Annotated in this window: 22 protein-coding genes; 10 read left to right on the top strand and 12 right to left on the bottom strand. The window is 62.8% G+C overall.

Annotated elements, in window-relative coordinates:
- Positions 1-174 precede the first annotated feature (174 nt).
- The 3 genes from P9250_RS27690 to P9250_RS27680 are packed head-to-tail and all read left to right on the top strand — an operon-like array spanning position 175 to position 2,607.
- Positions 175-1,470 (top strand): EAL and HDOD domain-containing protein, encoded by a 1,296-nt coding sequence (locus P9250_RS27690; RefSeq protein WP_244825657.1) that lies wholly within the window; start codon positions 175-177, stop codon positions 1,468-1,470.
- A 52-nt stretch (positions 1,471-1,522) separates the two neighbouring features.
- Complete coding sequence (locus tag P9250_RS27685) at positions 1,523-2,095, top strand: peroxiredoxin (protein WP_250465207.1); 573 nt, start codon at positions 1,523-1,525, stop codon at positions 2,093-2,095.
- Positions 2,096-2,142: 47 nt separating this feature from the next.
- Positions 2,143-2,607, top strand: coding sequence for a hypothetical protein (locus tag P9250_RS27680; RefSeq protein WP_250465206.1), 465 nt, complete (start codon positions 2,143-2,145; stop codon positions 2,605-2,607).
- Positions 2,608-2,621: 14 nt separating this feature from the next.
- Here P9250_RS27680 and cydB read toward each other — a convergent pair whose 3' ends face one another.
- Positions 2,622-3,629 (bottom strand): cytochrome d ubiquinol oxidase subunit II, encoded by a 1,008-nt coding sequence (gene cydB / locus P9250_RS27675; protein WP_250465205.1) that lies wholly within the window; start codon positions 3,627-3,629, stop codon positions 2,622-2,624.
- A 20-nt stretch (positions 3,630-3,649) separates the two neighbouring features.
- On the bottom strand, positions 3,650-5,110 hold the full coding sequence (locus tag P9250_RS27670; protein WP_250465204.1) for a cytochrome ubiquinol oxidase subunit I: 1,461 nt from the start codon (positions 5,108-5,110) through the stop codon (positions 3,650-3,652).
- Between the two features lie 222 nt (positions 5,111-5,332).
- Here P9250_RS27670 and sugE point away from each other — a divergent pair, with 222 nt between their 5' ends.
- From sugE to P9250_RS27640, 6 genes are all read left to right on the top strand, one after another.
- Complete coding sequence (sugE, locus tag P9250_RS27665; RefSeq protein WP_250465203.1) at positions 5,333-5,653, top strand: quaternary ammonium compound efflux SMR transporter SugE; 321 nt, start codon at positions 5,333-5,335, stop codon at positions 5,651-5,653.
- A gap of 323 nt (positions 5,654-5,976) precedes the next feature.
- On the top strand, positions 5,977-6,615 hold the full coding sequence (locus P9250_RS27660; protein WP_310396250.1) for a DUF4126 domain-containing protein: 639 nt from the start codon (positions 5,977-5,979) through the stop codon (positions 6,613-6,615).
- Between the two features lie 110 nt (positions 6,616-6,725).
- On the top strand, positions 6,726-9,215 hold the full coding sequence (locus P9250_RS27655) for an ABC transporter permease (RefSeq protein ID WP_250465304.1): 2,490 nt from the start codon (positions 6,726-6,728) through the stop codon (positions 9,213-9,215).
- Between the two features lie 21 nt (positions 9,216-9,236).
- Positions 9,237-9,659 (top strand): group II truncated hemoglobin, encoded by a 423-nt coding sequence (locus P9250_RS27650; RefSeq protein ID WP_244825648.1) that lies wholly within the window; start codon positions 9,237-9,239, stop codon positions 9,657-9,659.
- Between the two features lie 96 nt (positions 9,660-9,755).
- Positions 9,756-10,487, top strand: coding sequence for an alanyl-tRNA editing protein (locus P9250_RS27645; RefSeq protein WP_250465202.1), 732 nt, complete (start codon positions 9,756-9,758; stop codon positions 10,485-10,487).
- A complete protein-coding gene (locus P9250_RS27640; protein ID WP_250465201.1) occupies positions 10,484-11,083 on the top strand; it encodes a DUF924 family protein in 600 nt (199 codons plus the stop codon). Before P9250_RS27645 ends, P9250_RS27640 begins: the two co-directional genes overlap by 4 nt.
- 421 nt (positions 11,084-11,504) lie before the next feature.
- Here the strand turns inward: P9250_RS27640 and P9250_RS27635 are convergent, their stop codons facing one another.
- The 10 genes from P9250_RS27635 to P9250_RS27590 all read right to left on the bottom strand — a co-directional run bounded on the left by P9250_RS27635 (position 11,505) and on the right by P9250_RS27590 (position 18,709).
- A complete protein-coding gene (locus tag P9250_RS27635; RefSeq protein ID WP_250465200.1) occupies positions 11,505-12,251 on the bottom strand; it encodes an SDR family oxidoreductase in 747 nt (248 codons plus the stop codon).
- A 22-nt stretch (positions 12,252-12,273) separates the two neighbouring features.
- Positions 12,274-12,858, bottom strand: coding sequence for a TIGR00730 family Rossman fold protein (locus P9250_RS27630; RefSeq protein WP_250465199.1), 585 nt, complete (start codon positions 12,856-12,858; stop codon positions 12,274-12,276).
- Positions 12,858-13,598 (bottom strand): TetR/AcrR family transcriptional regulator, encoded by a 741-nt coding sequence (locus P9250_RS27625; protein WP_250465198.1) that lies wholly within the window; start codon positions 13,596-13,598, stop codon positions 12,858-12,860. The genes P9250_RS27630 and P9250_RS27625 overlap by 1 nt, the downstream gene beginning before the upstream one ends.
- 146 nt (positions 13,599-13,744) lie before the next feature.
- On the bottom strand, positions 13,745-14,287 hold the full coding sequence (locus P9250_RS27620; RefSeq protein ID WP_244825638.1) for a diacylglycerol kinase: 543 nt from the start codon (positions 14,285-14,287) through the stop codon (positions 13,745-13,747).
- Positions 14,284-15,315: a glycosyltransferase family 1 protein gene (locus P9250_RS27615; RefSeq protein ID WP_250465197.1), complete on the bottom strand. Its 1,032-nt coding sequence runs from the start codon at positions 15,313-15,315 to the stop codon at positions 14,284-14,286. The genes P9250_RS27620 and P9250_RS27615 overlap by 4 nt, the downstream gene beginning before the upstream one ends.
- A 28-nt stretch (positions 15,316-15,343) precedes the next feature.
- On the bottom strand, positions 15,344-16,270 hold the full coding sequence (locus P9250_RS27610) for a UDP-2,3-diacylglucosamine diphosphatase (protein ID WP_250465196.1): 927 nt from the start codon (positions 16,268-16,270) through the stop codon (positions 15,344-15,346).
- 79 nt (positions 16,271-16,349) lie between these two features.
- The gene (locus P9250_RS27605; protein ID WP_250465195.1) at positions 16,350-16,874 is read right to left on the bottom strand and encodes an RDD family protein; all 525 of its coding nucleotides are present in this window, start codon (positions 16,872-16,874) and stop codon (positions 16,350-16,352) included.
- Entirely contained in the window at positions 16,871-17,638 is a 768-nt protein-coding gene (locus P9250_RS27600) for a DUF3106 domain-containing protein (protein ID WP_244825634.1), read from the bottom strand. Before P9250_RS27600 ends, P9250_RS27605 begins: the two co-directional genes overlap by 4 nt.
- A gap of 52 nt (positions 17,639-17,690) precedes the next feature.
- A complete protein-coding gene (locus P9250_RS27595) occupies positions 17,691-18,149 on the bottom strand; it encodes a DUF3619 family protein (RefSeq protein ID WP_244825633.1) in 459 nt (152 codons plus the stop codon).
- On the bottom strand, positions 18,146-18,709 hold the full coding sequence (locus P9250_RS27590) for an RNA polymerase sigma factor (RefSeq protein WP_244825631.1): 564 nt from the start codon (positions 18,707-18,709) through the stop codon (positions 18,146-18,148). The genes P9250_RS27595 and P9250_RS27590 overlap by 4 nt, the downstream gene beginning before the upstream one ends.
- A gap of 388 nt (positions 18,710-19,097) precedes the next feature.
- Here P9250_RS27590 and P9250_RS27585 point away from each other — a divergent pair, with 388 nt between their 5' ends.
- Complete coding sequence (locus tag P9250_RS27585) at positions 19,098-20,861, top strand: acetolactate synthase 3 catalytic subunit (RefSeq protein ID WP_250465194.1); 1,764 nt, start codon at positions 19,098-19,100, stop codon at positions 20,859-20,861.
- The last annotated feature ends 74 nt before the right edge of the window (positions 20,862-20,935 follow it).

Genomic DNA, 20,935 nt, shown 5'->3' with positions numbered 1-20,935 from the left:
ACCTGCGATGGCACCTGCAATTGCACCTGCAGTGCCGGCTGCGATGTCCGCTTGCATGACCGTTGACCGTCGACCGGAAAATTCGCTTGAGTTGTTCAATCCCATGACCCACCATAGATTGCCGGCCTGCCTCGTTTGCGAGGCAGCGTGCTGGGCACTTCCGAGCTTCCCGTCATGGCCGATTCCCCGCTAAAGCCCGCGCCCTCCCGGCGCGAACACAGTGTCTATGTCGGCCGTCAACCCATTCTCGACGGCGACGGCGCGCTGGCTGCCTACGAATTGCTGTTTCGCGACAGCCCCGACAATCGCGCCCGCATAGCGGACGACGTGCAGGCCACCGCGCACGTGGTGGCGCGCACGGTCGGCGAGATCGGCGTGTCGGCCGTGCTGGGCGACCATCCCGGCTACGTCAACATGAGCCGCGAATTGCTCTTCGACGACATCGTCCACATCATGCAGCCCGAGCGCTTCGTGCTCGAATTGCTGGAGAGCATCGAGTTCGACGAGTCCATCTTCCGGCGCTGCGGCCAGTTGCGTAACGCAGGCTTTCGCCTGGCTCTCGACGATGTCATCCGTCTGGACGACGCGCTCCTTGCCGCGCTGCCATCCGTGGATATCGTCAAGATCGATCTTCTGTCCACCGACCGCGCGCACTTGCCGAAGCTCGCCACGACGCTCAAGACGCGCGGCAAGTTGCTGGTCGCCGAGAAGGTCGAGACGCTCGACGACTTCAAGGAAGCCAAGCGCCTGGGCTTCGACTTCTTTCAGGGCTATTTCTTCGCGCGGCCGCAAGTGCTCTCGGCAAGGCGCGCGAGTCCGGCGCGCGGTGCGCTGCTGCGGTTGCTCGCCGTGCTCGGCGGCGACCCGGCCTTGCGCGAGCTCGAGACCGAACTCAAGCGCAATCCGGACATCGTCGTGCAACTGCTGCGTCTGGCCAATTCCAGCGCGCATGCGCGCGGACGGCGCGTGTCGTCGTTGCGCGAGGCCATCGCGTCGACAGGCACACGTCAGTTGATGCGCTGGACCCAACTGCTGCTCTATGCGGACGGCAGCGGTCTGCCGTGGCGCTCGGACCCGCTCCTCCAACTCGTCGGCACGCGCGCGCGCTTCATGGAACTCGCGGCCGGCGTGCTGCGCCCGGATGACGAGCCTTTTGCCGATGCCGCCTTCATGACGGGCATCTTTTCGCTCGTGCATGTCGTGCTCGGCATGCAGCCGGAAGAAATTGTCGATAAGCTTCACCTCACGGCGGAGATCCGCTCGGCGATCCTCGAAGGCGAGGGCGCGCTCGGTGCGCTGCTGGCCATCGCGAAAGCGGCCGAACAAGGCGATGCCGCCGCGATCGATGCAAGCCGGCTGGCCGATCCCGCGCTCGCGGAACTCACGCCCGCCACGCTCTCGCAAATGCAGGTCGAAGCGGCGGCGTGGTTCACCGAGAGCCGGCTGGATCAGGACGAGGCGCAAGGCTGAGGCGCTTGCCGCTCGTCTCGCGACATTTTTGCTGCCCTCAAGCGGAGTGCATATGAAGAAAAAGATTCTGGCGACCGTCGCCGGCCTGGCCGCCGCAACCGCGGCTTGCGTGGCCGTGGTGTATTCGACTGCCGCGAGCGCCACGCTCAAACCGGGCGACGCCGCGCCGTCGTTCGTCGCCCAGGCATCGCTTGGCGGCGATGTGTATCAGTACTCGCTCGCCGACGCGCTCAAGAAAGGCCCCGTCGTCCTGTACTTCTATCCGGCGGCGTTCACCAAGGGCTGCACGATCGAAGCGCACGAATTCGCCGAGGCGGTCGATCAATACAAGGCGCAGGGCGCCACCGTGATCGGCGTGTCGCACGACAACATCGACACGCTCAAGAAGTTTTCCGTGAGCGAGTGCCGCAGCAAGTTCCCGGTTGCGGCGGATGAAGATTCGAAGATCATCCGCTCCTACGACGCTTCGCTGCCCATGAAGAGTTCGATGGCCAATCGCGTGTCCTACGTGATCGCGCCGGACGGCAAGGTGATCTACGAATACACGAGCCTTTCGCCGGATCAGCATGTCGCGAACACCTTGCAGGCCTTGCGTGACTGGAACGCAAAACACAAGGCGCAATGAGCTTGTCGTTCCGTATTCGTCGTTCAAAGAACAAGGTGTGAAGTCAGATGCCGATCGTTGTCGCCCTCGCGGTTCTCGTCGCGCTCATTTATGGCGCCGTCTGGTCGTTCAACGCGCTGCACGCGCACTTCGGGCTTGGTGTCGCAGTCGGCGTGGCGGTGGTGGCGGCTGCGGCAATCGCGGCGGGCGTCGCTTACTGGCTCGCGCGGCGCCGTGAAGTCGCGGCGAACATTCCGCGCTCGGCTGGCGGCGACTGGACTCACGAACTCAAACGCGACTGGGGCGGCTTGCGGCTCGCCGCGGGCAAGCGGCTCCTGGAAGTGCGCGTGGGCGAAGCGACGGGCAGCTATATCTTTGCCGATCTGCGCGGCGCGCGCGAGGAGCAGGGCAACGCGGTCGTCCTCACCGTCGCGGATTCGAAACATCCCGAATGGCGTCTGCCCATCAGCGATCCGGCCGATGCTCGCAAGTGGACGCGCATCCTCACGCTCGCCACGCGCCAGAAGCTTTAGTCATGACCAAGCGGCTATTGCGTGTGATAGCCGAGATCGCCGCGCACCTTGCCGCGAAACACCCAGTAAGACCAGATCACGTAGATGATGATGACCGGCAGCAGGAACATCGTGCCGATCAGCAGAAACTGATGCGATAACGGTGCGGCCGATGCGTCCCACAGCGTCACCGAAGGCGGCGCAATGAACGGCCACAGGCTGATCACGAGCCCGGTGAACGCGAGGAAGAAGAGGCCCACGGAGCACAGAAAGGGCAGCACTTCGCGGCCTTTTTGCAAGCTCGACCACAACGTCCACGCAAGGAGCGCGGTCAACACCGGCACGGGCGTGAACGCGAAGCTCTGCGGAAAGCCGAACCAGCGCGCCGCAATGCGCGCATCTTTCAGCGGTGTCCACAGGCTGATCAGCAAGATGAACGCGATCACGCCGAGCAGCGCATGACGCGCCATCTTGCGACCCCACGCCTGCAACTCGCCTTCGGTCTTGAGCACGAGCCAGGTCGAGCCCTGCAACGCATAGCCGAAGATCAGCCCGACGCCGACGAGTAGCGGAAACGGCGCCACCCAGTTCCAGCTCGTGCCGGCGTACTGCCGGCCGTGGATCGGAAAGCCCTGGATGAACATGCCGAGCACCGTGCCTTGCGCGAAGGTCGCGACGAGCGAGCCGTAGCCGAACGCGCCATCCCACAGCCATCGGCGCGCGCCCTCGACCTCGCGGAATTCGAACGCGACGCCGCGAAAGATCAGCCCGAGCAGCATGAAGAGAATCGGAAAGTAGACCGCCGGCACGATGATCGCGAAGGCCAGCGGGAACACCGCGAACAAGCCGCCGCCGCCGAGGATCAGCCAGGTTTCGTTGAAGTCCCACACCGGCGCGACGGAGTGGATCATCAAGTTGCGTTCGTCGGGATCGCGGCGCAGCAGGAACAGCATGCCGACGCCCAGATCGAAGCCGTCGAGCAGCACGTACATGAACACGGCCAGCGCGAGGATGGCGGCCCACAAAGGCACGAGATCGAGCATCGCGGTCTCCGGTTGACTTGTTATGGGCGATGCGGCGGGACGACGTCGTCGCGATTCGCCGTGCGCGCGCCGCCGTCGCCGCCTGCCGTGACCGCCGATACCGCCGACAGCGGCCGCGCCGCGCGCGTCTTCGTATCGAGCGATTCGTTCTCATGGTCACGCGACGCGTCGGTCGGCCCGATGCGCACGAGCCGCCGCAACAGCACGAAGCCCGCGCCGAAGATCACGAGATAAGCCAGCATGTAGAGCGCCCAGGACAGGCCGACGTCGGCGGTGGTGAGCGAGGGCGTGACGGAATCGCGCGTGCGCAGGATGCCATACACCGTCCACGGCTGACGGCCCGCTTCGGTGGTGGTCCAGCCCGCGATCACCGCGATGAAGCCGAGCGGCATGGCGAACGTCGCGCAACGCAGCCAGCGCGTGCTTTGTTCCAGCTTGCCGCGCGCGAACAGCACGATGCCCGACAGCACGAGCGCGAACATCAGAAGCGCGATCCCGACCATGATGTGAAAGGCGAAAAACACCACGGCGACAGGCGGGCGGTCTTCGCGCGGAAAGTCCTTCAGCCCGCGCACGACTCCGTTCGGATCGTGCGTGAGGTAAAGGCTGCCGAGCACGGGAATCGAAATCTCGAAGCGGTTGCGCTCTTCCTTTTCGTCGGGAATGGAGAAGAGATTCGCGGGCACGCGCGAGCCGGTTTCCCACAGACCTTCCATCGCCGCGAGCTTGGCGGGCTGATATTTGAGCGTGTTCAGACCGTGCGAATCGCCGATCACCATCTGGATCGGCACCATGATGATAAGAAAGATCAGCGACATCTTGAGCATCACGCGACTTTCCTCGACAGCGCGTTTTTGCCGCAGATACATGGCGCCGACGCCGAGAATGACGAAGCCCGTCGTGACGAGGAACGCGCTCACCGTATGCCCAAGCCGGTACGGAAACGACGGCGTGAAGATCACGTCGAAGAAGCTCACCACTTCGAAGCGGCCGTCCGGCAACATGCGATGCCCTTGCGGCGTCTGCATCCAGCTATTGACGGCGAGAATCCAGAACGACGAGATGACCGTGCCCGCCGCGACGAAAATCGCGGACATGACGTGCGCCCATTGCGGCACGAGCTTGCGTCCGAACAGGAGCACGCCGAGAAACGCCGATTCGAGGAAGAACGCCGTCAGCACTTCGTAGCCCATCAGCGGGCCGACGACATTGGCGGTGGCATCGGAGAAACGGCTCCAGTTGGTGCCGAACTGAAACGGCATGACGATGCCCGACACCACGCCCATGCCGAACGACACCGCGAAGATTTTCAGCCAGAACGCGGACAGGCGCCGGTAGACATCGCGCTTGGTGATCCACCAGTTGAATTCGAGCGTCGCGATGAAGCACGACAGGCCGACCGTGAACGCGGGCAGCAGTATGTGGAACGCGACGACCCAGGCGAACTGGAAACGTGAAAGCAGGACCGAATCGACATCCATGAGCGCTCCTTTTGTGTTTCTGTAAAGGGCGGGGCGAAGGGTGCACGGTCGCACACTGGTGGCGCGCGCTCCATTAATACACGGTTTTACATCGCTCGGCACGAGGAGCGAAAAGCCTTGCTGCACCAAATCGGTATAATTACGGTCTGCTTTCGCCGCGTGGACGACCGCGCGCGCTTCTTGTTACCGGGGACGGCCCCGTTCCTTCGAGGAAGTCACCTCATGTCCTGGATTCTTCTTTTTATCGCCGGTTTGCTCGAAGTGGCATGGGCCGCCGGGCTCAAGTCATCGGAAGGCTTTACGCGGCTTTGGCCGTCGGTGTTCACGCTGGTGACGGCCATCGGCAGCTTCGTCTTGCTTGCCATGGCCATGCGCCAGTTGCCGCTCGGCACCGCTTACGCTGTTTGGACGGGAATCGGCGCGGTCGGCGCGTTTATTTTCGGCATCGTGTTTCTGGGCGAGGCGTTGACGGCGGCGCGTATCGGCAGCGCGGCGCTGATCGTCGCGGGGCTCATCGGACTCAAGCTTTCGTCCGGACATTGACGCGCTGTTGCACCGGCGCCACCGCAATGGTCGCGGTGCGAGCGGCAGCGCACTTCGGGCGGCATTCGCCGGATGCCTTGCTGCACCGCTTCCTTTTGCATGGATATAATGGTCTGAAGGCATTTCCGATTTTCAGCAATCTCCGATTGCAGATAACATCACTCGGCGAGCCGCACCGTTTTATCTTTCCGCCTGCGTCACGAGGCTTTTTTCGATATCCTCGTTGATATGGGCGGCTTCTTCCGGCATCCGGGCCGGAAAGAAGCGACGTTCAGACCGGCGCACACGGTTGGCCGGGTTGCTGGCGCACCAAGGAGGCGGCAATGCTTGAGTCACTTTCGCTCGCTGCGGGCCTGTCATGGGCGAGCGGGTTGCGCCTGTATCTCACGGTCTTCATCGCGGGTCTGTTTGAACGCATCGGTTTCATCCATCTCCCTGATTCGCTCGCGGTGCTCGGTTCGCCGTGGGTGATCGGCGTGGCGGCGGTGCTCGCCGTCGTCGAATTTCTCGCCGACAAGATTCCCGCGCTCGATTCGCTGTGGGACGCCATTCACACGTTCATCCGCATTCCGGCGGGCGCCGTGCTTGCCGCCGGCACGCTCGGTCATGCCGATCCGGCCATGCTCACCATCGCGGCGCTGGCGGGCGGAACGCTTGCCGGCGCCTCGCATTTCGCCAAGGCGGGCACGCGCGCGCTGATCAATCTCTCGCCCGAACCGGTGTCGAACTGGGCGGCATCCGCGACGGAAGACATCGGCGTGCTGCTCGGCATCACGCTCGCGCTCTTCGTGCCGGTGCTGTTCCTCGTCATGCTGATTGCGTTCCTGGTCATCGCCGGTTGGGCGCTGCCGCGCCTCGTGCGCGGCGTGCACGGCGGCATATCGCGCATGGCCAAGCACATGCTGCCCGGCAGCGGCGCGCCGCAAACGTCGATCACGAGCCTGCGGAGCAAGCACGATTGAGCACCGCGGCGCGCAACGACTCCACTCCCTCCAAGGCCGCGCTCAAAGCCGACCGCACGCATCCTCCTGTCCGGCTCGATTTTCTGCAGACCGCGCGTCAGGCGTGGCGCATGACCGCGCGTGACTGGCGCGCGGGCGAACTCACCATGCTGCTGCTCGCGCTGGTGCTGGCGGTGGCGGCGCTGTCGAGCGTCGGTTTTCTCTCCGACCGCATGCGTCAAGGGCTCGTGCGCGACGGCCGTCAGATGATCGCGGCGGACTTCGTCGTGCGCTCGGATCATCCCGTCGATGCAATGTTCACCGACCAAGCCAGGTCGCTCGGCCTCGAAACCGCTGGGACCACGATCTTCCCGAGCATGATCAGCTCGACCGCGGCGCAGCCCGCCTCGCGGCTCGCGGCGATCAAGGGCGTGACGCAAGGTTATCCGCTGCGTGGCGCGCTGCGTATCGCGTCGGCGCCCGGCAAGCCCGACGCGCCCGTCAACGGCATTCCCGCGCCCGGCACCGTCTGGGTCGATGCGTCCCTGCTCGATGCGCTGAAAACGCAGCCCGGCGGCACGGTGAAGGTCGGCACGCGCACGTTCAAGGTGGCGGGCATCATCACGCGCGAGATGGATCGCGGCTTTTCCTTCGTCAACTTCTCGCCGCGCCTCATGATGCGCGCCGATGAAATCGCCGCCACGGGATTGCTCGGCTACGGCAGCCGCGTGACTTACCGCTTGCTGGTCGCGGGACCGGATGCGCAGATCGAGCGCTTCGCGCAATTCGCCCGCGATAAGACCGACGGCGGCAAATTGCGCGGCGTCGGACTCGAATCGCTGTCGGACGGGCAGCCGCAAGTGCGGCAGACCATCGATCGCGCGAGCCACTTTCTCACGCTCGTTTCGCTGCTGACGGCGATGCTCGCGGCGGTAGCCATCGCCATGGCCGCGCATCGTTTTGCGCGGCGGCATCTCGACGGCTGCGCCACCATGCGTTGCTTGGGCGTCAGTCAGCGCACGCTGCGCGCGTTGTTTCTGAACGAATTCCTGGCGATCGGCGTGATCGGCAGCGCGCTTGGCGTCGTGCTCGGTTTCGGCGGCCATCTCGTGCTGCTGAACTGGCTGGGCTCGCTCGTCGATGTCGATTTGCCGCAGCCCTCCGTCTGGCCCGCGCTGCAAGGCATCGCGATGGGCCTCGTGCTGCTGCTCGGCTTCGCCCTGCCGCCGCTTTTGCCGCTCACGCGCGTGCCGCCTGTGCATGTGATCCGCCGTGAACTCGGCGATGCAAACCGCGTCGCTTATGCGGCCTACGGCGTCGGCGTCGTGCTGTTCGCGGCGTTGCTCATCGTCGCGGCGGGCGAGTTGAAGCTCGGCGGCATCGTCGCGGGCGGATTCGCGGCCGGCCTCCTGATCTTCGGCGTGATCGCGCGCGCGGCGTTGTGGGCGGCGGCGCGCTTCGTGCGGCGGGAAAAGAGCCGCGCGGGCGTGGGCTGGCGTTATGCGCTGGCGTCGCTCGAACGGCGCAGCGGCGCCAGCGCGTTGCAGATCACGGCGCTCGGCATCGGCCTCATGTGTTTGTTGCTGATAGCGATGACGCGCGACGACCTCATCAAGGGCTGGCGCGCCGCCACGCCGCCGGATGCGCCCAACGAGTTTCTCATCGACATCCAGCCGGATCAGCGCGAAGGCGTGCTTGCGTATCTGCATGGGCATGGCCAACCCGATGCCGCGCTCTCGCCGATGGTGCGCGCGCGTCTCGTCGCCATCAATGGCAAGGCGGTGAATCCGGACAGCTACGACAAGCCGGATGCAAAACGGCTCGTCGATCGCGAATTCAATCTTTCTTACACCACCGAATTGCCGGGCGATAACCGCGTGACGCAGGGCACGTGGTTCGGCAAGAACGCGCAGCCGGCGGTGTCGATAGAAGAGGGCATCGCGAAGACCATTCGCGTGAAGATGGGCGACACGCTGCGTTTCGATGTCGCCGGCATGCCGGTCGAGGCACCGGTGACGAGCGTGCGCAAGGTCGACTGGAATTCGTTCAAGGTCAACTTTTTCGTGCTGATGCCGCCCGAGACGCTGGCCGACCTTCCCGCGACGTTCATCACGAGTTTTCATCTGCCGCCGGAACAGGCGCGCACCATCGACGGCCTCGTCGCCGCCTATCCGAACGTGACCGCCATCGATACCGCGCCGATCCTCGCGCAGATTCAGCGCACGCTCGACCAGGTGATCGGCGCGGTGCAGTTCCTGTTCATCTTCACGCTCGCGGCCGGCGTGCTGGTGCTCTACGCGGCGCTTGCCGGCACGCGCGACGAACGCATGCGCGAGTCGGCACTGTTGCGGGCTTTGGGCGCATCGCATCGGCAGATTCGTTCGGTGCAGGTCGCCGAGTTCGTCGTGGTCGGCGCGTTGTCCGGCCTGATGGCGGCGCTCGGTGCGCAGGGCATCGGTTACGTGCTTGCATCGCGCGTGTTCGAGTTTCATATCGAGTTCAACCCGTGGCTCGTGCCGGTTGGCATCGTCGCGGGCGTTGCTTGCGCGGCGCTCGGCGGCTGGATGAGCCTGCGGCGCGTGCTGGCGCGTCCGGCCTTGCAATCGCTGCGCGACGCCTGAGTTTTCTGTTGTCCAAAAGCAATGAGCGAAGTCAATTCCCAACCTTCCGACGATGAAGTCCAAAAGCCCACGCCGTTCGAACTGATCGGCGGCGAGGAACGTCTGCGCGCGATGGTCGATCGCTTTTACGATCTGATGGACCTCGAACCTGAATTCGCGGGCTTGCGCGCGCTGCATCCGCCGACACTCGACAACTCCCGCGACAAGACCTTCTGGTTCCTGTGCGGCTGGATGGGCGGACCGGATCACTACATCAGCCGCTTCGGCCATCCGCGTTTGCGGGCGCGGCATATGCCGTTCGCCATTGCAACGGCCGAGCGCGATCAATGGTTGCGCTGCATGGCGTGGGCGATGCAGGACATCGGCCTCGACGAGCCTTTGCGCGAGCGCCTTCTCACCTCTTTCTTCGATACCGCCGACTGGATGCGCAACCGGCCCGGCTGATTCGCGCGCTTTTGTATCGGTCCAAGGCAGCGGCGCGTGCGGCATGATCTGCGGAACGGCTTTTTGCCGCCCCACGAAACATTGCAAGGACAAGACATGAGCACACGCGCACTCTTTCGCGAGGACGCTTATCGCACACAGTGCGAGGCGAGCGTCACGGCTATCGACGAAATGGGCATCCACCTCGATCAAACCGTGTTTTATCCGCTCGGCGGCGGCCAGGCCGGCGATGCGGGCACGCTGACGCTTGCCGACGGCACGAAGATCGTCATTGCCGACACGCGCAAGGCGAAGTTCGAAGGCGCCACGCCCGACGACGCCGTGCATGTGCCCGCGCCCGGCCAAGAAGAAGCGCTTTCGCTTTTGAAGGTTGGCGACAAAGTGAGCGCGGAGATCGACTGGGAGCGGCGGTATCGGCATATGCGGCTGCATACGGCGAGTCATTTGATGTGCGCGGTACTGCCGTATCCGGTGGATGGATGCAGCATCACGAGAGACTATGCGCGCCTCGACTTCGCGACGGTCGAGCCTATCGAACGTGAGCGCGTGGAAGCGCGTCTGGCGGAACTGATCGGCGGCGCGCACGACGTGAATACCGAATGGATCACCGACGACGAGATGACCGCGCGCCCTGAACTCGTCCGCACGATGAGCGTAAAGCCACCGATGGGCCTTGGCCGCGTGCGCCTTTTGCGCATCGAGAACGTGGATTTGCAGCCATGCGGCGGCACGCATGTGCGTAATACCGGCGAGATCGGCGGCTTGCGGATTGCAAAGCTGGAGAAGAAGAGCGCGCGCACGCGGCGACTGGTGCTGGAGCTGGTTTGAACGCGCGAGCGGAAGCACTCGATCCGCGCGCGAGCGCGATACTCGAATTCTGGTTCGGCGCGGTCGGCTCGCCTGAGGCCGGGACGGAACGCAAGCTGTGGTGGAAAAAGAAGCCTGCCTTCGATGCGCAGATCAGCGAGCGCTTCGGCGCGGTGCTCGAAGAAGCGCTGTCGGGCGGTTTGCGTGAATGGGAGCGCACGCCTTCGGGTGCGCTTGCGCTGATCGTGCTGCTCGACCAGTTCTCGCGCAACTGTTATCGGCATACGCCGCGCGCGTTTGCGGGCGACGAGCGTGCGTTGGCGTTGGCGAAAGCGCTGGTCGATTCCGGCGATGATTTGCGCTTGGCCGATGCATACCATCGTGCGTTTGCGTATATGCCATTCGAGCATGACGAGACGATGGAGAGCCAGCTTCTCGCGGTTGAATTGTTTGGGAAATTAGAGCAAGAAGAGGGCGTGACGAGCTTCCATGAATCGGCGATGAAGCATGCGGAAGTCATCGAACGATTCGGGCGCTTTCCGCATCGCAACCGAATTTTGGGCAGGCCGACGACGAAGGAAGAAGAAACGTGGCTGATGACACGCGGCGGCTTTTAGAGGGAGGCGAACCCGATGATTGCGCGCAGCGAGTCAGAAAGGCGTGGCTAGGAGGTCCGAAGAGCATTAAGACCGGTAGTCAATGTGAGTGCTCGAGTAGAACTGCGCAAAGACAAGGCTTCGATCAGCGGGCCGCAAAGAAGGTCATCAACTGCGGAGAGGTGACAAAAAAATTCGCAGACAACGGCCCATTGCAGGGCAAGCGCTCGAAGAGAATCATCAGCTGCGAACGACTACGAGCGTGAGAAAGGGGAAGTGCTCAAAGGGTTTGTGGTAAATAGCGGGGAACCAGTTGTGCTTCAGAAGCCGGTTCCTAAGCTGCTTTCTTTGGTGACTTTCTTTGCAGCAGCAAAGAAAGTTACCCCTCCGCCGGGGAGGCGGCTACTGAACAAAACGCAGCAAAAGAAAAAAAAGAAAGCACTCACCGCCCACCGGCGACATCGATCAAAGCCCCGGTGACATAAGAAGCGGCATCGGAGAGCAGCCAGACGATAGCCTCGCCGACTTCATCGGCGGACCCGGCGCGCCCGATAGGCGTCTGCCCACCCAGCACCTGAGCCCGATCGGGCTTACCACCACTAGCGTGAATCTCGGTCTCGATGAGACCTGGCCGAATGGCATTGACTCTTACCCCTTCGCGCCCGAGCTCTTTGGAAAGCCCGATGGTGAGTGTATCGATAGCCCCTTTGGAAGCCGCATAATCGACATACTCCCCCGGGCCGCCTAATCTGGCGGCCGCCGAAGAAACATTCACGAGCGACCCGCCCTTGCCACCACGCGAAGTGGAAAGCCGCCGCGCCGCTTCACGAGCGCAAAGAAACGCGCCGAGCACATTGGTATCGAAAATACGTTTCATGCGCTCGATATCCATGTCCGCGAGCATGGAGCCGGGCGCGACGATGCCCGCGTTATTCACCACGCCATCGAGCTTGCCGAACGCCTTCTCGGTGGCATCGAACATCGCGATGATCGCCGCCTCGTCGCACACGTCGCCCTGAATGGCGATCGCCTTGCCGCCAGCGGCTTGCACCGCGGCGACGGTTTCATGGGCGGCACTGGCGTTATTCGCATAGTTCACGCCGACCGACCAGCCGCGCGCGCCCGCGAGCAGCGCTGCCGAGCGGCCGATGCCGCGGCTCGCGCCCGTAATCAGGATGACTTTGGACATCGTGTCGACCGTTAGGAATGGATCAAACCGCGTCGCGCTTTTCGTTCCACTTGTCGAGCGTGCGGGGCGTGTAGTGCTGCAGCTTCGTGATCATCTCGCCGGGCTCGCGCGCAATCTGTATGAGCTCTAGATACTGCTCGCGCATGAAGCCTTCGTCGACGGTATGGCGCAACATGGCCATGAGCGGGTCGTAATAGCCGTTCACGTCCAGCAGGCCAACAGGCTTCTGATGATAACCAAGCTGCGCCCACGTGAACACTTCGAAAAATTCCTCGAAAGTGCCGACACCACCGGGCATCGCGACGAACGCGTCCGCGAGATCGGCCATGCGCTTCTTGCGCTCGTGCATGTCGGGCACGACGATCAGTTCCGTGAGGTCCGTATGGCCCACTTCCTTCGCAAGCAGCAACTCTGGAATGACGCCGATTGCGCGTCCGCCGGCGGCGAGCACTTCATCGGCGATCAGGCCCATCAAACCGACGCGGCCACCGCCATACACGAGCGAGAGGTCGGCCTCGACGAGCGCGCGGCCGAACGCCTTGGCCGCTTCGGCATACACAGGGCGGGCTCCGCTCGCGGAGCCGCAATAGACACAAACAGCCTTCATTATCGGGAATCCTTCGGTGTTACGTTCTTCGGCGCGCCCGACGGCGCTTCCTCGCGCGGCGGCAGGAAGTCGGCGTACTGGCGCTTCGGCAGTTTACCGGACACGAGGTCGTCGAAGAGCTGGCGCGATCGTCCGCGAAGATACGGCGCCATGATCGAAATGATATGCAGACTCGCCTGATGCAACTCCGTGCGGATCGCTTCCTGATCGTTGTACTTGCGCGGGTTCATCACGTACTGGTACGAAAGCCAGTAGGTCGAGATCACGCCCATGTTGGTCGCGATGACTTCGATCTCCGCAGGCGTCGCGACCATTTCTTGATCGGCGACGAGCGCTTCGCATAGCTGGCTGGCGAAGCGCACCTTGTGCGTGATGATCTGCTTGAAGTGCGTTTCGAGCGTGCGATTGCGCGCGAGCAGATCGTTCAGATCGCGATAGAGAAAGCGATACGCCCACAGGAAATCGGCCATGTACTGTAAGTACGACCACATTTCATCTATGGTCGGACGATGATCGTCCGGGAACTTCAGGCGCTTCTGAATCTGCTGCTCGAACTGCGCGAAGATGCTGTTGATGATGTCGTCTTTGTTCCGGAAATGGTAGTACAGATTACCTGGACTAATTTCCATTTCCTCGGCGATCGTCGTGGTGGTGACGTTCGGCTCGCCGATATCGTTGAACAACTTCAGCGACAGCTCGAGAATCCGTTCGCGGGTACGGCGGGGAGGTTTGGCTTCCATGTCGTCCGACCTTGGCTTCCGGTGGCGGCGCTCGAAACTCCAAAACGTTCGCGCGACCGGTTTCCGTTGCTATTTTTGAGAATGTCGGACGATTATAAACCGGTCGTTCGGCGCGACAGTGCTGCGTTTCAGGTGACATTCATCTTTTATGGGATACGAGCGAGCCAATTCGACACGACCGGCCAGAGAATCAACGCCCACGTAATGAGGCAAACGCCGAGCGCGACCATCACGGCCGCGCTGCCGAAATCCTTCGCGCGCTTCGAAAGTTCGTGACGTTCGAGCGAGATGCGGTCGATAGCCGCTTCCACGCTCGAGTTGAGCAATTCGACGATCAGCACGAGCAGCACGGATGCGATCAGCGCCGCGCGCTCGACGGGCGCCACCGGCACGAAAAGACTGCATGGCAGAAGAATCGCGGCGAGCGTGAGTTCCTGACGAAACGCGCTTTCCTCGCGAATGGCGACGCGAAAACCGTTGAGCGAGTTCTTCATCGCGTGCCAGGCGCGCGTGAAGCCGCGATTGCCTTTATACGGGTTGAAGGGCAGCGGCGCGAGCGGATCGTCGGGACCTAGCGGTTCGTTTTCCTCATTGGCTTCGACATCGCCATCGCGCTTGGACTCGAGCGGACGAGGCGCCGCACGGGCGTGAGCTTCGGCGCGTTGCTCGGCGAGCCTCTTTCGCGTCATGCGGCGGCCCGGTCGGTGCTCGGCGCGCGTGGTTCGACCTGGCGCAAATGCGAGGCGAACTGCTCGGAGGCCGCGCGCCACGAGAAGCGCTCGGCCCACGCGCGGGCATCGGCGCGTTCGATCTTGAGCGCTTGCAGACAGGCTTCGTGCAGATCTTCATGGAGCGCGCCGGGACCGTGTTCACCTAGCACGTCGATGGGACCCGTGACCGGATACGCGGCGACCGGCGTGCCGCAGGCCATCGCTTCGAGCAGCACGAGGCCGAAGGTATCGGTGCGGCTCGGGAACACGAAGACATCGGCGGCGGCGTAGACCTTCGCCAGTTCCGTCTGCGAGAGCACGCCGAGATAGTTGACGTTCGTATAGCGCGACTTCAGTTCCGCGAGCGCCGGTCCTTCGCCCGCGACCCACTTCGAGCCGGGCAGATCGAGCTTCAGAAACGCTTCCACGTTCTTTTCCACGGCCACGCGCCCGACATACAGAAAGATGGGCCGCGCGGTGTTGAGCACCTTAGAGTCCATCGGATGAAAGATGTCCAGATCGACGCCACGCGTCCACAGCACGACGTTGGTGAAGCCGTACTGTTCCAGGTCATGCTTGACGACCGGAGTAGGCGCCATCACCGCCTGCGAATGCCGATGAAACCAGTGCAGAAACCGATAAGTCATGGCGAGCGGAATACCGAAGCGCGCTTTCACGTACTCGGGAAAACGCGTGTGATAAGCGGTCGTGAACGGCAGTTTGTGACGCAGCGCATAGGCACGCGCCGACATGCCGAGCGGGCCTTCGGTCGCGATATGCAGCGCGTCCGGCGCGAATTCGTCGATACGCTTCGCCACGTGCCGGCCCGGCATTAATGATAGGCGAATCTCGGGATAAGTCGGACACGGAATGGTTTTGAACTCGAGCGGCGTGAGCAATTCCACGCGATGCCCGAGGCCCGTGAGTTCGCGGCTCGTCTGCGTAAGCGTGCGCACGACGCCATTGACCTGCGGCTCCCATGCATCGGTGACGATCATGATTTTCATCGGATTTCGGCTCGGGTGAGGATGCGGTTCAGACGGTGGCGCGCACGCGGTTCGGTTGCGCTTCCGGGGAGTGCATGACGGTCCAGTAGACGATCTTCAGTTCGCCGTCTTGGGTCTCGACGAGCGCGGAGAGGCTCTCCACCCAGTCGCCGTCGTTGCAATAGAGAATGCCGTCGATATCGCGTATCTCGGCCTTGTGGATATGCCCGCACACCACGCCATCGCAGCCGCGGCGGCGGGCTTCGTCGGTCATGACCCGTTCGAACTGCGAAATGAAGTTGACCGCGTTTTTGACCTGATGCTTGAGATACTGCGAGAGCGACCAGTAGTCGAAGCCGAGCTTCGTGCGCACGCGATTGAACCAGCGGTTGAGCAGCAGGATCATCGTGTAGGCGGTGTCGCCGAGATAGGCGAGCCATTTCGCATGCTGGATCACGCCGTCGAAGAGATCGCCGTGCACGATCCAAAGACGCTTGCCCGCGAACGTCGTATGGAAGGCTTCGCCGCGCACGTGGATGTCGCCGAACGCGAGATCGCAGTACTGGCGCGCGGCTTCGTCGTGATTGCCGGGGATATAGACGACTTGCGTGCCCTTGCGCGCCTTGCGCAGTATTTTCTGAATGACGTCGTTGTGCGCCTGCGGCCAGAACCAGCCTTTCTTCAGTTGCCAGCCATCGATGATGTCGCCGACGAGATACAGATACTCCGACTCGTTGTGGCGCAGAAAATCGAGCAGATAGAGCGCCTGGCAGCCGCCAGAGCCCAAATGGATGTCCGACAGCCAGATCGCGCGATAGCGTTGAGGCGCGCTGGAGGATTCGCTGTCGTCGTCGACGCCCGGGTTCGCCGGCAGCGGCAGGGCGGCTTCATGCGTCGCGCCGCGCAGATCGGCGCTCCGAAAACGATAAGCGGAAGACGCTTCGATTGCCTGCGTGACGGTCGAGTGGAAGGTCATGGGCTCGCGTATCGGGTTTCGATATGCGCATTGCGCCATGCGGCCGTGACCGAGCCGTGACAGTCACGAGAAGTTCTTATTACTTGTAGGGAGTCGGCGCCGTGATGATGCGCGTGCCAGCCAGGCGATCGTGCAGAAACTGCCGCGCCGGATCGAGCCGGACGGCGGCCGCCCACAGCGCGATCCAGGCCGCGAACACGGCGAGCGTCTGCGGCACGGCGAGCCCGAGCAGCGGATGCAGCGCGAGCGGCGGCAGGAACCACAGCCACGCGAGCGCGTAGCGCGCGAGCGCCCGGCCAGGCGTGACGGGCTCACCGTGGGCATCGACCAATTTGAGGCGCCAGGTTTTCATTGGCAGCGTCTGGCCGCCGTGGGTCCAGAACCACACGAAATACGCGGCGAGCACGAGACCGATCCACGTCATCAGCCAGTTGTGATGCGTAAGGCCGTTTTTCTGCTGAGTGAGCGTGCTGAACAAATATCCGGAGATGAACACCACGCCGAACAGAATGACGCCTTCGTAGACCATCGTCGCGAGCCGGCGGCGCAGCGTGGGCGCGTAAAGCGGCGAGAGAGGCGTGGTGGTGGAAGCGGACGCGCTCATGAGCCGTTGTACATGGAAGGCGCTTGCTGCGGGGAGACGGGAATCGGCGTTGCCGGCACGACGCTCGCGGCGTTGGGAATCGCGGGCGTGGCGGGCGAGGCGGTTGAGGTGGACGAGGGCGATGCAGCCGGCGCACCGGAGCCGCCTTCGGCATGTCCCGCGCCGTGGCCTTGCTCGCGCGCGGCCACGAGCCGGTTGATGTCCTTCACTTCGCTCTTGCCGGTCGGCGGCGCGCTGACGACCGTGGGACGGCGCGTGCGCTCGGTGGCGGCGAGCTTTTTCTTCTGCTCTTCGGAAAGCTTCTGGTAAGCATCCCACGCCTTTTCGCGATTCTCCGGCGCGACGGACTTCGAAACCTGATAGTTCTCGCGCGCGACTTTGCGCTGGTCCGGCGTCATGCGCGTCCATTCCTCCATGCGCTGATGCAGACGCTTTTGCGCCTCGGGCGACATGCGGTGATAGCGCGATGCGATCTTCAGCCACTTTTGCTTGCGCTCTTCGCTGAAGGAATCCCATTGCGTGGAGAACGGCGCGAGCGCGACGTGCTGCGCTTCGGTGAGACGATTCCACGAGAGCGGACTGCCGGAAGAGAGCGCCGAAAGCGAAAGGCCGGAATCGGCGCCCGAACTTGCGCCGTTGGGCGCGGCGGCGGTCGAGAGCAAGGCGGCGGTGGCCGGGTAAAAGCGCGGATAAGTCGCGGCGAATGCGACCAGACTCGCAATCGCGCAACTAAAGACAATCGCGAGACCGCGCTTGTAACTCACCCGAAAACTCCCCGCCAGGTTTGATGTCAGTTGAAAGATTCGACAATACGCGTTAGTGATTACGCGTCAAATATGCGTTGAAGCCGTGGTCGAGATAGGCGTCGAGCGGCAAGCTGTCGGAGAGCATGGCCGCGTCGATGTCGGCGAGTTCGGCACGGCGCTCCTGATCTTCCCAGTAAGCGATGCCAGCCAGACCGATAGCCAGCGCGCACACCGGCCACACGAGGCCGAAGCCGCCGAGCCGCGCGAACAGGCCCTTCGGCCCTCGCGTCTCGGAGCCGTCGTGACCCGCGCCGCCCGCCGAGAGGCTCGCGCCTGCTCCGGCCAAAGCCGGCGTGAACGCGGGCGCGGTCATGGCGACCTTCTCCGGCTTCTTGCGCGCGATAGCAGCCCGGCGCGCCTCGGCGAGCCGGTCGACCGCGGCGGCCGGAATAGTCGATGTACTTTCGTCCAGCGCGCGAACTACCTTCAGCGCGAACTCGTTTTCCTTTGAATCAAGAACGGAACTCATAGCGTGATCCCTTTGGCTTTCAGGGCGTGCGCGAGGGCGTGCGTGGCGCGTGAACAATGCGTTTTGACGCTGCCCTCGGAGCAGCCCATGGCGGCGGCCGTCTCTGCGACATCCATATCTTCCCAGTAACGCATGAGAAAGGCTTCTCGTTGACGTGCCGGCAATTTCTGGATTTCCGCGTCGATCAGGTTGAGTACCTGTTCGCGTTCCAGTTTGTTCTCGCTGCTCTCGCTGCCGAGTGCGCCGTCTTGCGATTCGAAGGATTCGAGCGGGTCGAACTCGTCGTCGTCCGCGTTTCCGAAGGACGAAAAGAGGCTGACCCACGTGTTCCGCACCTTCTGGCGACGGAAATAGTCGTGCGTCGCATTCTGGAGGATACGCTGGAAAAGCAGCGGAAGCTCGGAAGGCGGCTTGTCACCGTATTTTTCCGCCAGTTTGATCATGGCGTCCTGCACGATGTCCAGCGCCGCGTCGTCGTCGCGGACGGTGTACACGGTCTGTTTGAACGCGCGTCGTTCGACGCCCGCCAGGAAATCGGCAAGTTCCTTGTCTGATGCCATCCGTTGGGAGCCCGGCGCAACGAATTTGCGTCGAAAGGGATCGTGGGTTCTAGGAAGACCTGCGGATGCTAGCAAATTTTCGCCACGCCGGGAGGATTTGGGACGATTTGTTGCCCGATTTACGTACTCGCTGCTCCAAGCGTCAAACGTTGTGCTAAATCTGAGCTTTTTCCGAAAAGCGTCGGATCGGAGATTTCCGAAACTTTTTTCTTGACCCGTTGCGCGCGCCGGGCTACATTTTCCGACTCGCATCATAAAGTGAAATGTCTGCTTTGAGGCGAGCCCAAGAAGCACGCCAGTCAATTCAAGACGCGCCGCTTGAACCCGAGCCACAAGCCCGGCAGAGAGCACCCGATCAATTTTTTGCCGAAAATTCGAAAGGTGATGAATGAACATGCCCAGCGCGGAATTCTCCACGTCGGATACGACTCCCCCTCACGAAGCTGACTCCATCGGCGGCACCGTGCTCATGCGCGCGCTCGCTGACGAGAAGGTCGAGTTCATTTGGGGCTATCCCGGCGGCTCGGTACTCTACATCTACGACGAGCTGTACAAGCAGGACCAGATCCAGCACATTCTCGTGCGCCACGAACAGGCCGCCGTACACGCCGCCGACGCCTATGCGCGCTCGACCGGCAACGTGGGCGTGTGCCTCGTGACTTCCGGCCCCGGCGTCACCAATGCGGTGACGGGTATTGCCACGGCCTATATGGATTCCATTCCGCTCGTCATCATCAGCGGGCAGGTTCCGACCGCGGCCATCGGCCTCGACGCGTTCCAGGAGTGCGACACCGTCGGCATCACGCGGCCCTGCGTCAAGCACAACTTCCTCGTGAAGGACGTGCGCGATCTCGCCGCCACCGTCAAGAAAGCGTTCTACATTGCTCGCACGGGTCGCCCCGGTCCGGTGCTGATCGACATTCCGAAGGACGTGTCGAAGGCGCCGTGCAAGTACGAACCGCTGAAGAGCGTGTCGCTGCGTTCGTATAACCCGGTGACGAAGGGCCACTCCGGCCAGATCCGCAAGGCGGTGCAACTGCTGCTTTCGGCCAAGCGCCCGTATATCTATACCGGCGGCGGCATCATTCTCGCGGATGCATCGCGCGAGCTGAACCAATTCGCCGATTTGCTGGGCTATCCGGTCACCAACACGCTGATGGGTCTGGGCGGTTACCGCGCGAGCGACAAGAAATTCCTCGGCATGCTCGGCATGCATGGCACGTACGAAGCCAACATGGCCATGCAGAACTGCGACGTGCTGATCGCCATTGGCGCGCGCTTCGACGACCGCGTGATCGGCGACCCGGCGCACTTCGCATCGTCGCCGCGCAAGATCATCCACATCGACATCGATCCTTCGTCCATTTCCAAGCGCGTGAAGGTGGACATTCCCATCGTCGGCGACGTGAAGGAAGTGCTGAAGGAGTTGATCGAGCAGTTACAGACGGCGGAACACGGCCCGGACACGCAGGCGCTCAAGTCGTGGTGGGACCAGATCGAAGCCTGGCGCTCGAAAGACTGCCTCGCTTACGACCGCAAAAGCGAGATCATCAAGCCGCAATATGTCGTCCAGAAGCTGCATGAACTGACCGACGGCAACGCCTTCGTCTGTTCGGATGTCGGCCAGCATCAGATGTGGGCCGCGCAGTTCTATCCGTTCAACAAGCCGCGCCGCTGGATCAACTCGGGCGGTCTCGGCACCATGGGTTTCGGCTTGCCGGCAGCCATGGGCGTGAAGATGGCTTTTCCCGACGAGGAAGTGGTCTGCATCACGGGCGAAGGCTCCATCCAGATGTGCATTCAGGAGCTCTCGACGTGCAAGCAGTACAACACGCCCGTCAAGATCATCTCGCTCAACAACCGCTATCTCGGCATGGTGCGCCAGTGGCAGCAGATCGAATACAAGAAGCGCTATTCCAGTTCCTACATGGACGCGCTGCCTGACTTCGTGAAGCTCGCCGAAGCGTATGGGCATGTCGGCATTCGCGTCGAAAAGACCGCGGACGTCGAGCCGGCGCTGAAGGAAGCGCTGCGCCTGAAAGATCGCACCGTATTTCTCGACTTCCAGACCGATCCCACCGAAAACGTATTTCCCATGGTGCAAGCAGGCAAGGGCATCACGGAAATGCTGCTCGGCTCGGAAGATCTATAACGCGGCTTTGACTCGCGAGGCCCGGGCGCACCCGTCTTCACAAAGGACGAGCGCCGCGCACGGGTTTTTCGAAG

The sequence above is a fragment of the Caballeronia sp. LP006 genome (genome assembly GCF_031450995.1).
Taxonomy (GTDB): Bacteria; Pseudomonadota; Gammaproteobacteria; order Burkholderiales; family Burkholderiaceae; genus Caballeronia.
Note: the sequence above shows the minus strand (reverse complement) of the source record. Positions and strands in the feature narration are given on the sequence as shown.

Coding starts and splice junctions, on each gene's coding strand:
- P9250_RS27590 (WP_244825631.1), bottom strand. CDS start 18,709: ATGGCATCAGACAAGGAACTTGCCGATTTCCTGGCGGGCGTCGAACGA.
- P9250_RS27655 (WP_250465304.1), top strand. CDS start 6,726: ATGACCGCGCGTGACTGGCGCGCGGGCGAACTCACCATGCTGCTGCTC.
- sugE (WP_250465203.1), top strand. CDS start 5,333: ATGTCCTGGATTCTTCTTTTTATCGCCGGTTTGCTCGAAGTGGCATGG.
- P9250_RS27630 (WP_250465199.1), bottom strand. CDS start 12,858: ATGAAGGCTGTTTGTGTCTATTGCGGCTCCGCGAGCGGAGCCCGCCCT.
- P9250_RS27645 (WP_250465202.1), top strand. CDS start 9,756: ATGAGCACACGCGCACTCTTTCGCGAGGACGCTTATCGCACACAGTGC.
- P9250_RS27635 (WP_250465200.1), bottom strand. CDS start 12,251: ATGTCCAAAGTCATCCTGATTACGGGCGCGAGCCGCGGCATCGGCCGC.
- P9250_RS27685 (WP_250465207.1), top strand. CDS start 1,523: ATGAAGAAAAAGATTCTGGCGACCGTCGCCGGCCTGGCCGCCGCAACC.
- P9250_RS27585 (WP_250465194.1), top strand. CDS start 19,098: ATGAACATGCCCAGCGCGGAATTCTCCACGTCGGATACGACTCCCCCT.
- P9250_RS27620 (WP_244825638.1), bottom strand. CDS start 14,287: ATGACGCGAAAGAGGCTCGCCGAGCAACGCGCCGAAGCTCACGCCCGT.
- P9250_RS27605 (WP_250465195.1), bottom strand. CDS start 16,874: ATGAGCGCGTCCGCTTCCACCACCACGCCTCTCTCGCCGCTTTACGCG.
- cydB (WP_250465205.1), bottom strand. CDS start 3,629: ATGCTCGATCTCGTGCCTTTGTGGGCCGCCATCCTCGCGCTGGCCGTG.
- P9250_RS27650 (WP_244825648.1), top strand. CDS start 9,237: ATGAGCGAAGTCAATTCCCAACCTTCCGACGATGAAGTCCAAAAGCCC.
- P9250_RS27690 (WP_244825657.1), top strand. CDS start 175: ATGGCCGATTCCCCGCTAAAGCCCGCGCCCTCCCGGCGCGAACACAGT.
- P9250_RS27625 (WP_250465198.1), bottom strand. CDS start 13,598: ATGGAAGCCAAACCTCCCCGCCGTACCCGCGAACGGATTCTCGAGCTG.
- P9250_RS27610 (WP_250465196.1), bottom strand. CDS start 16,270: ATGACCTTCCACTCGACCGTCACGCAGGCAATCGAAGCGTCTTCCGCT.
- P9250_RS27680 (WP_250465206.1), top strand. CDS start 2,143: ATGCCGATCGTTGTCGCCCTCGCGGTTCTCGTCGCGCTCATTTATGGC.
- P9250_RS27595 (WP_244825633.1), bottom strand. CDS start 18,149: ATGAGTTCCGTTCTTGATTCAAAGGAAAACGAGTTCGCGCTGAAGGTA.
- P9250_RS27660 (WP_310396250.1), top strand. CDS start 5,977: ATGCTTGAGTCACTTTCGCTCGCTGCGGGCCTGTCATGGGCGAGCGGG.
- P9250_RS27615 (WP_250465197.1), bottom strand. CDS start 15,315: ATGAAAATCATGATCGTCACCGATGCATGGGAGCCGCAGGTCAATGGC.
- P9250_RS27670 (WP_250465204.1), bottom strand. CDS start 5,110: ATGGATGTCGATTCGGTCCTGCTTTCACGTTTCCAGTTCGCCTGGGTC.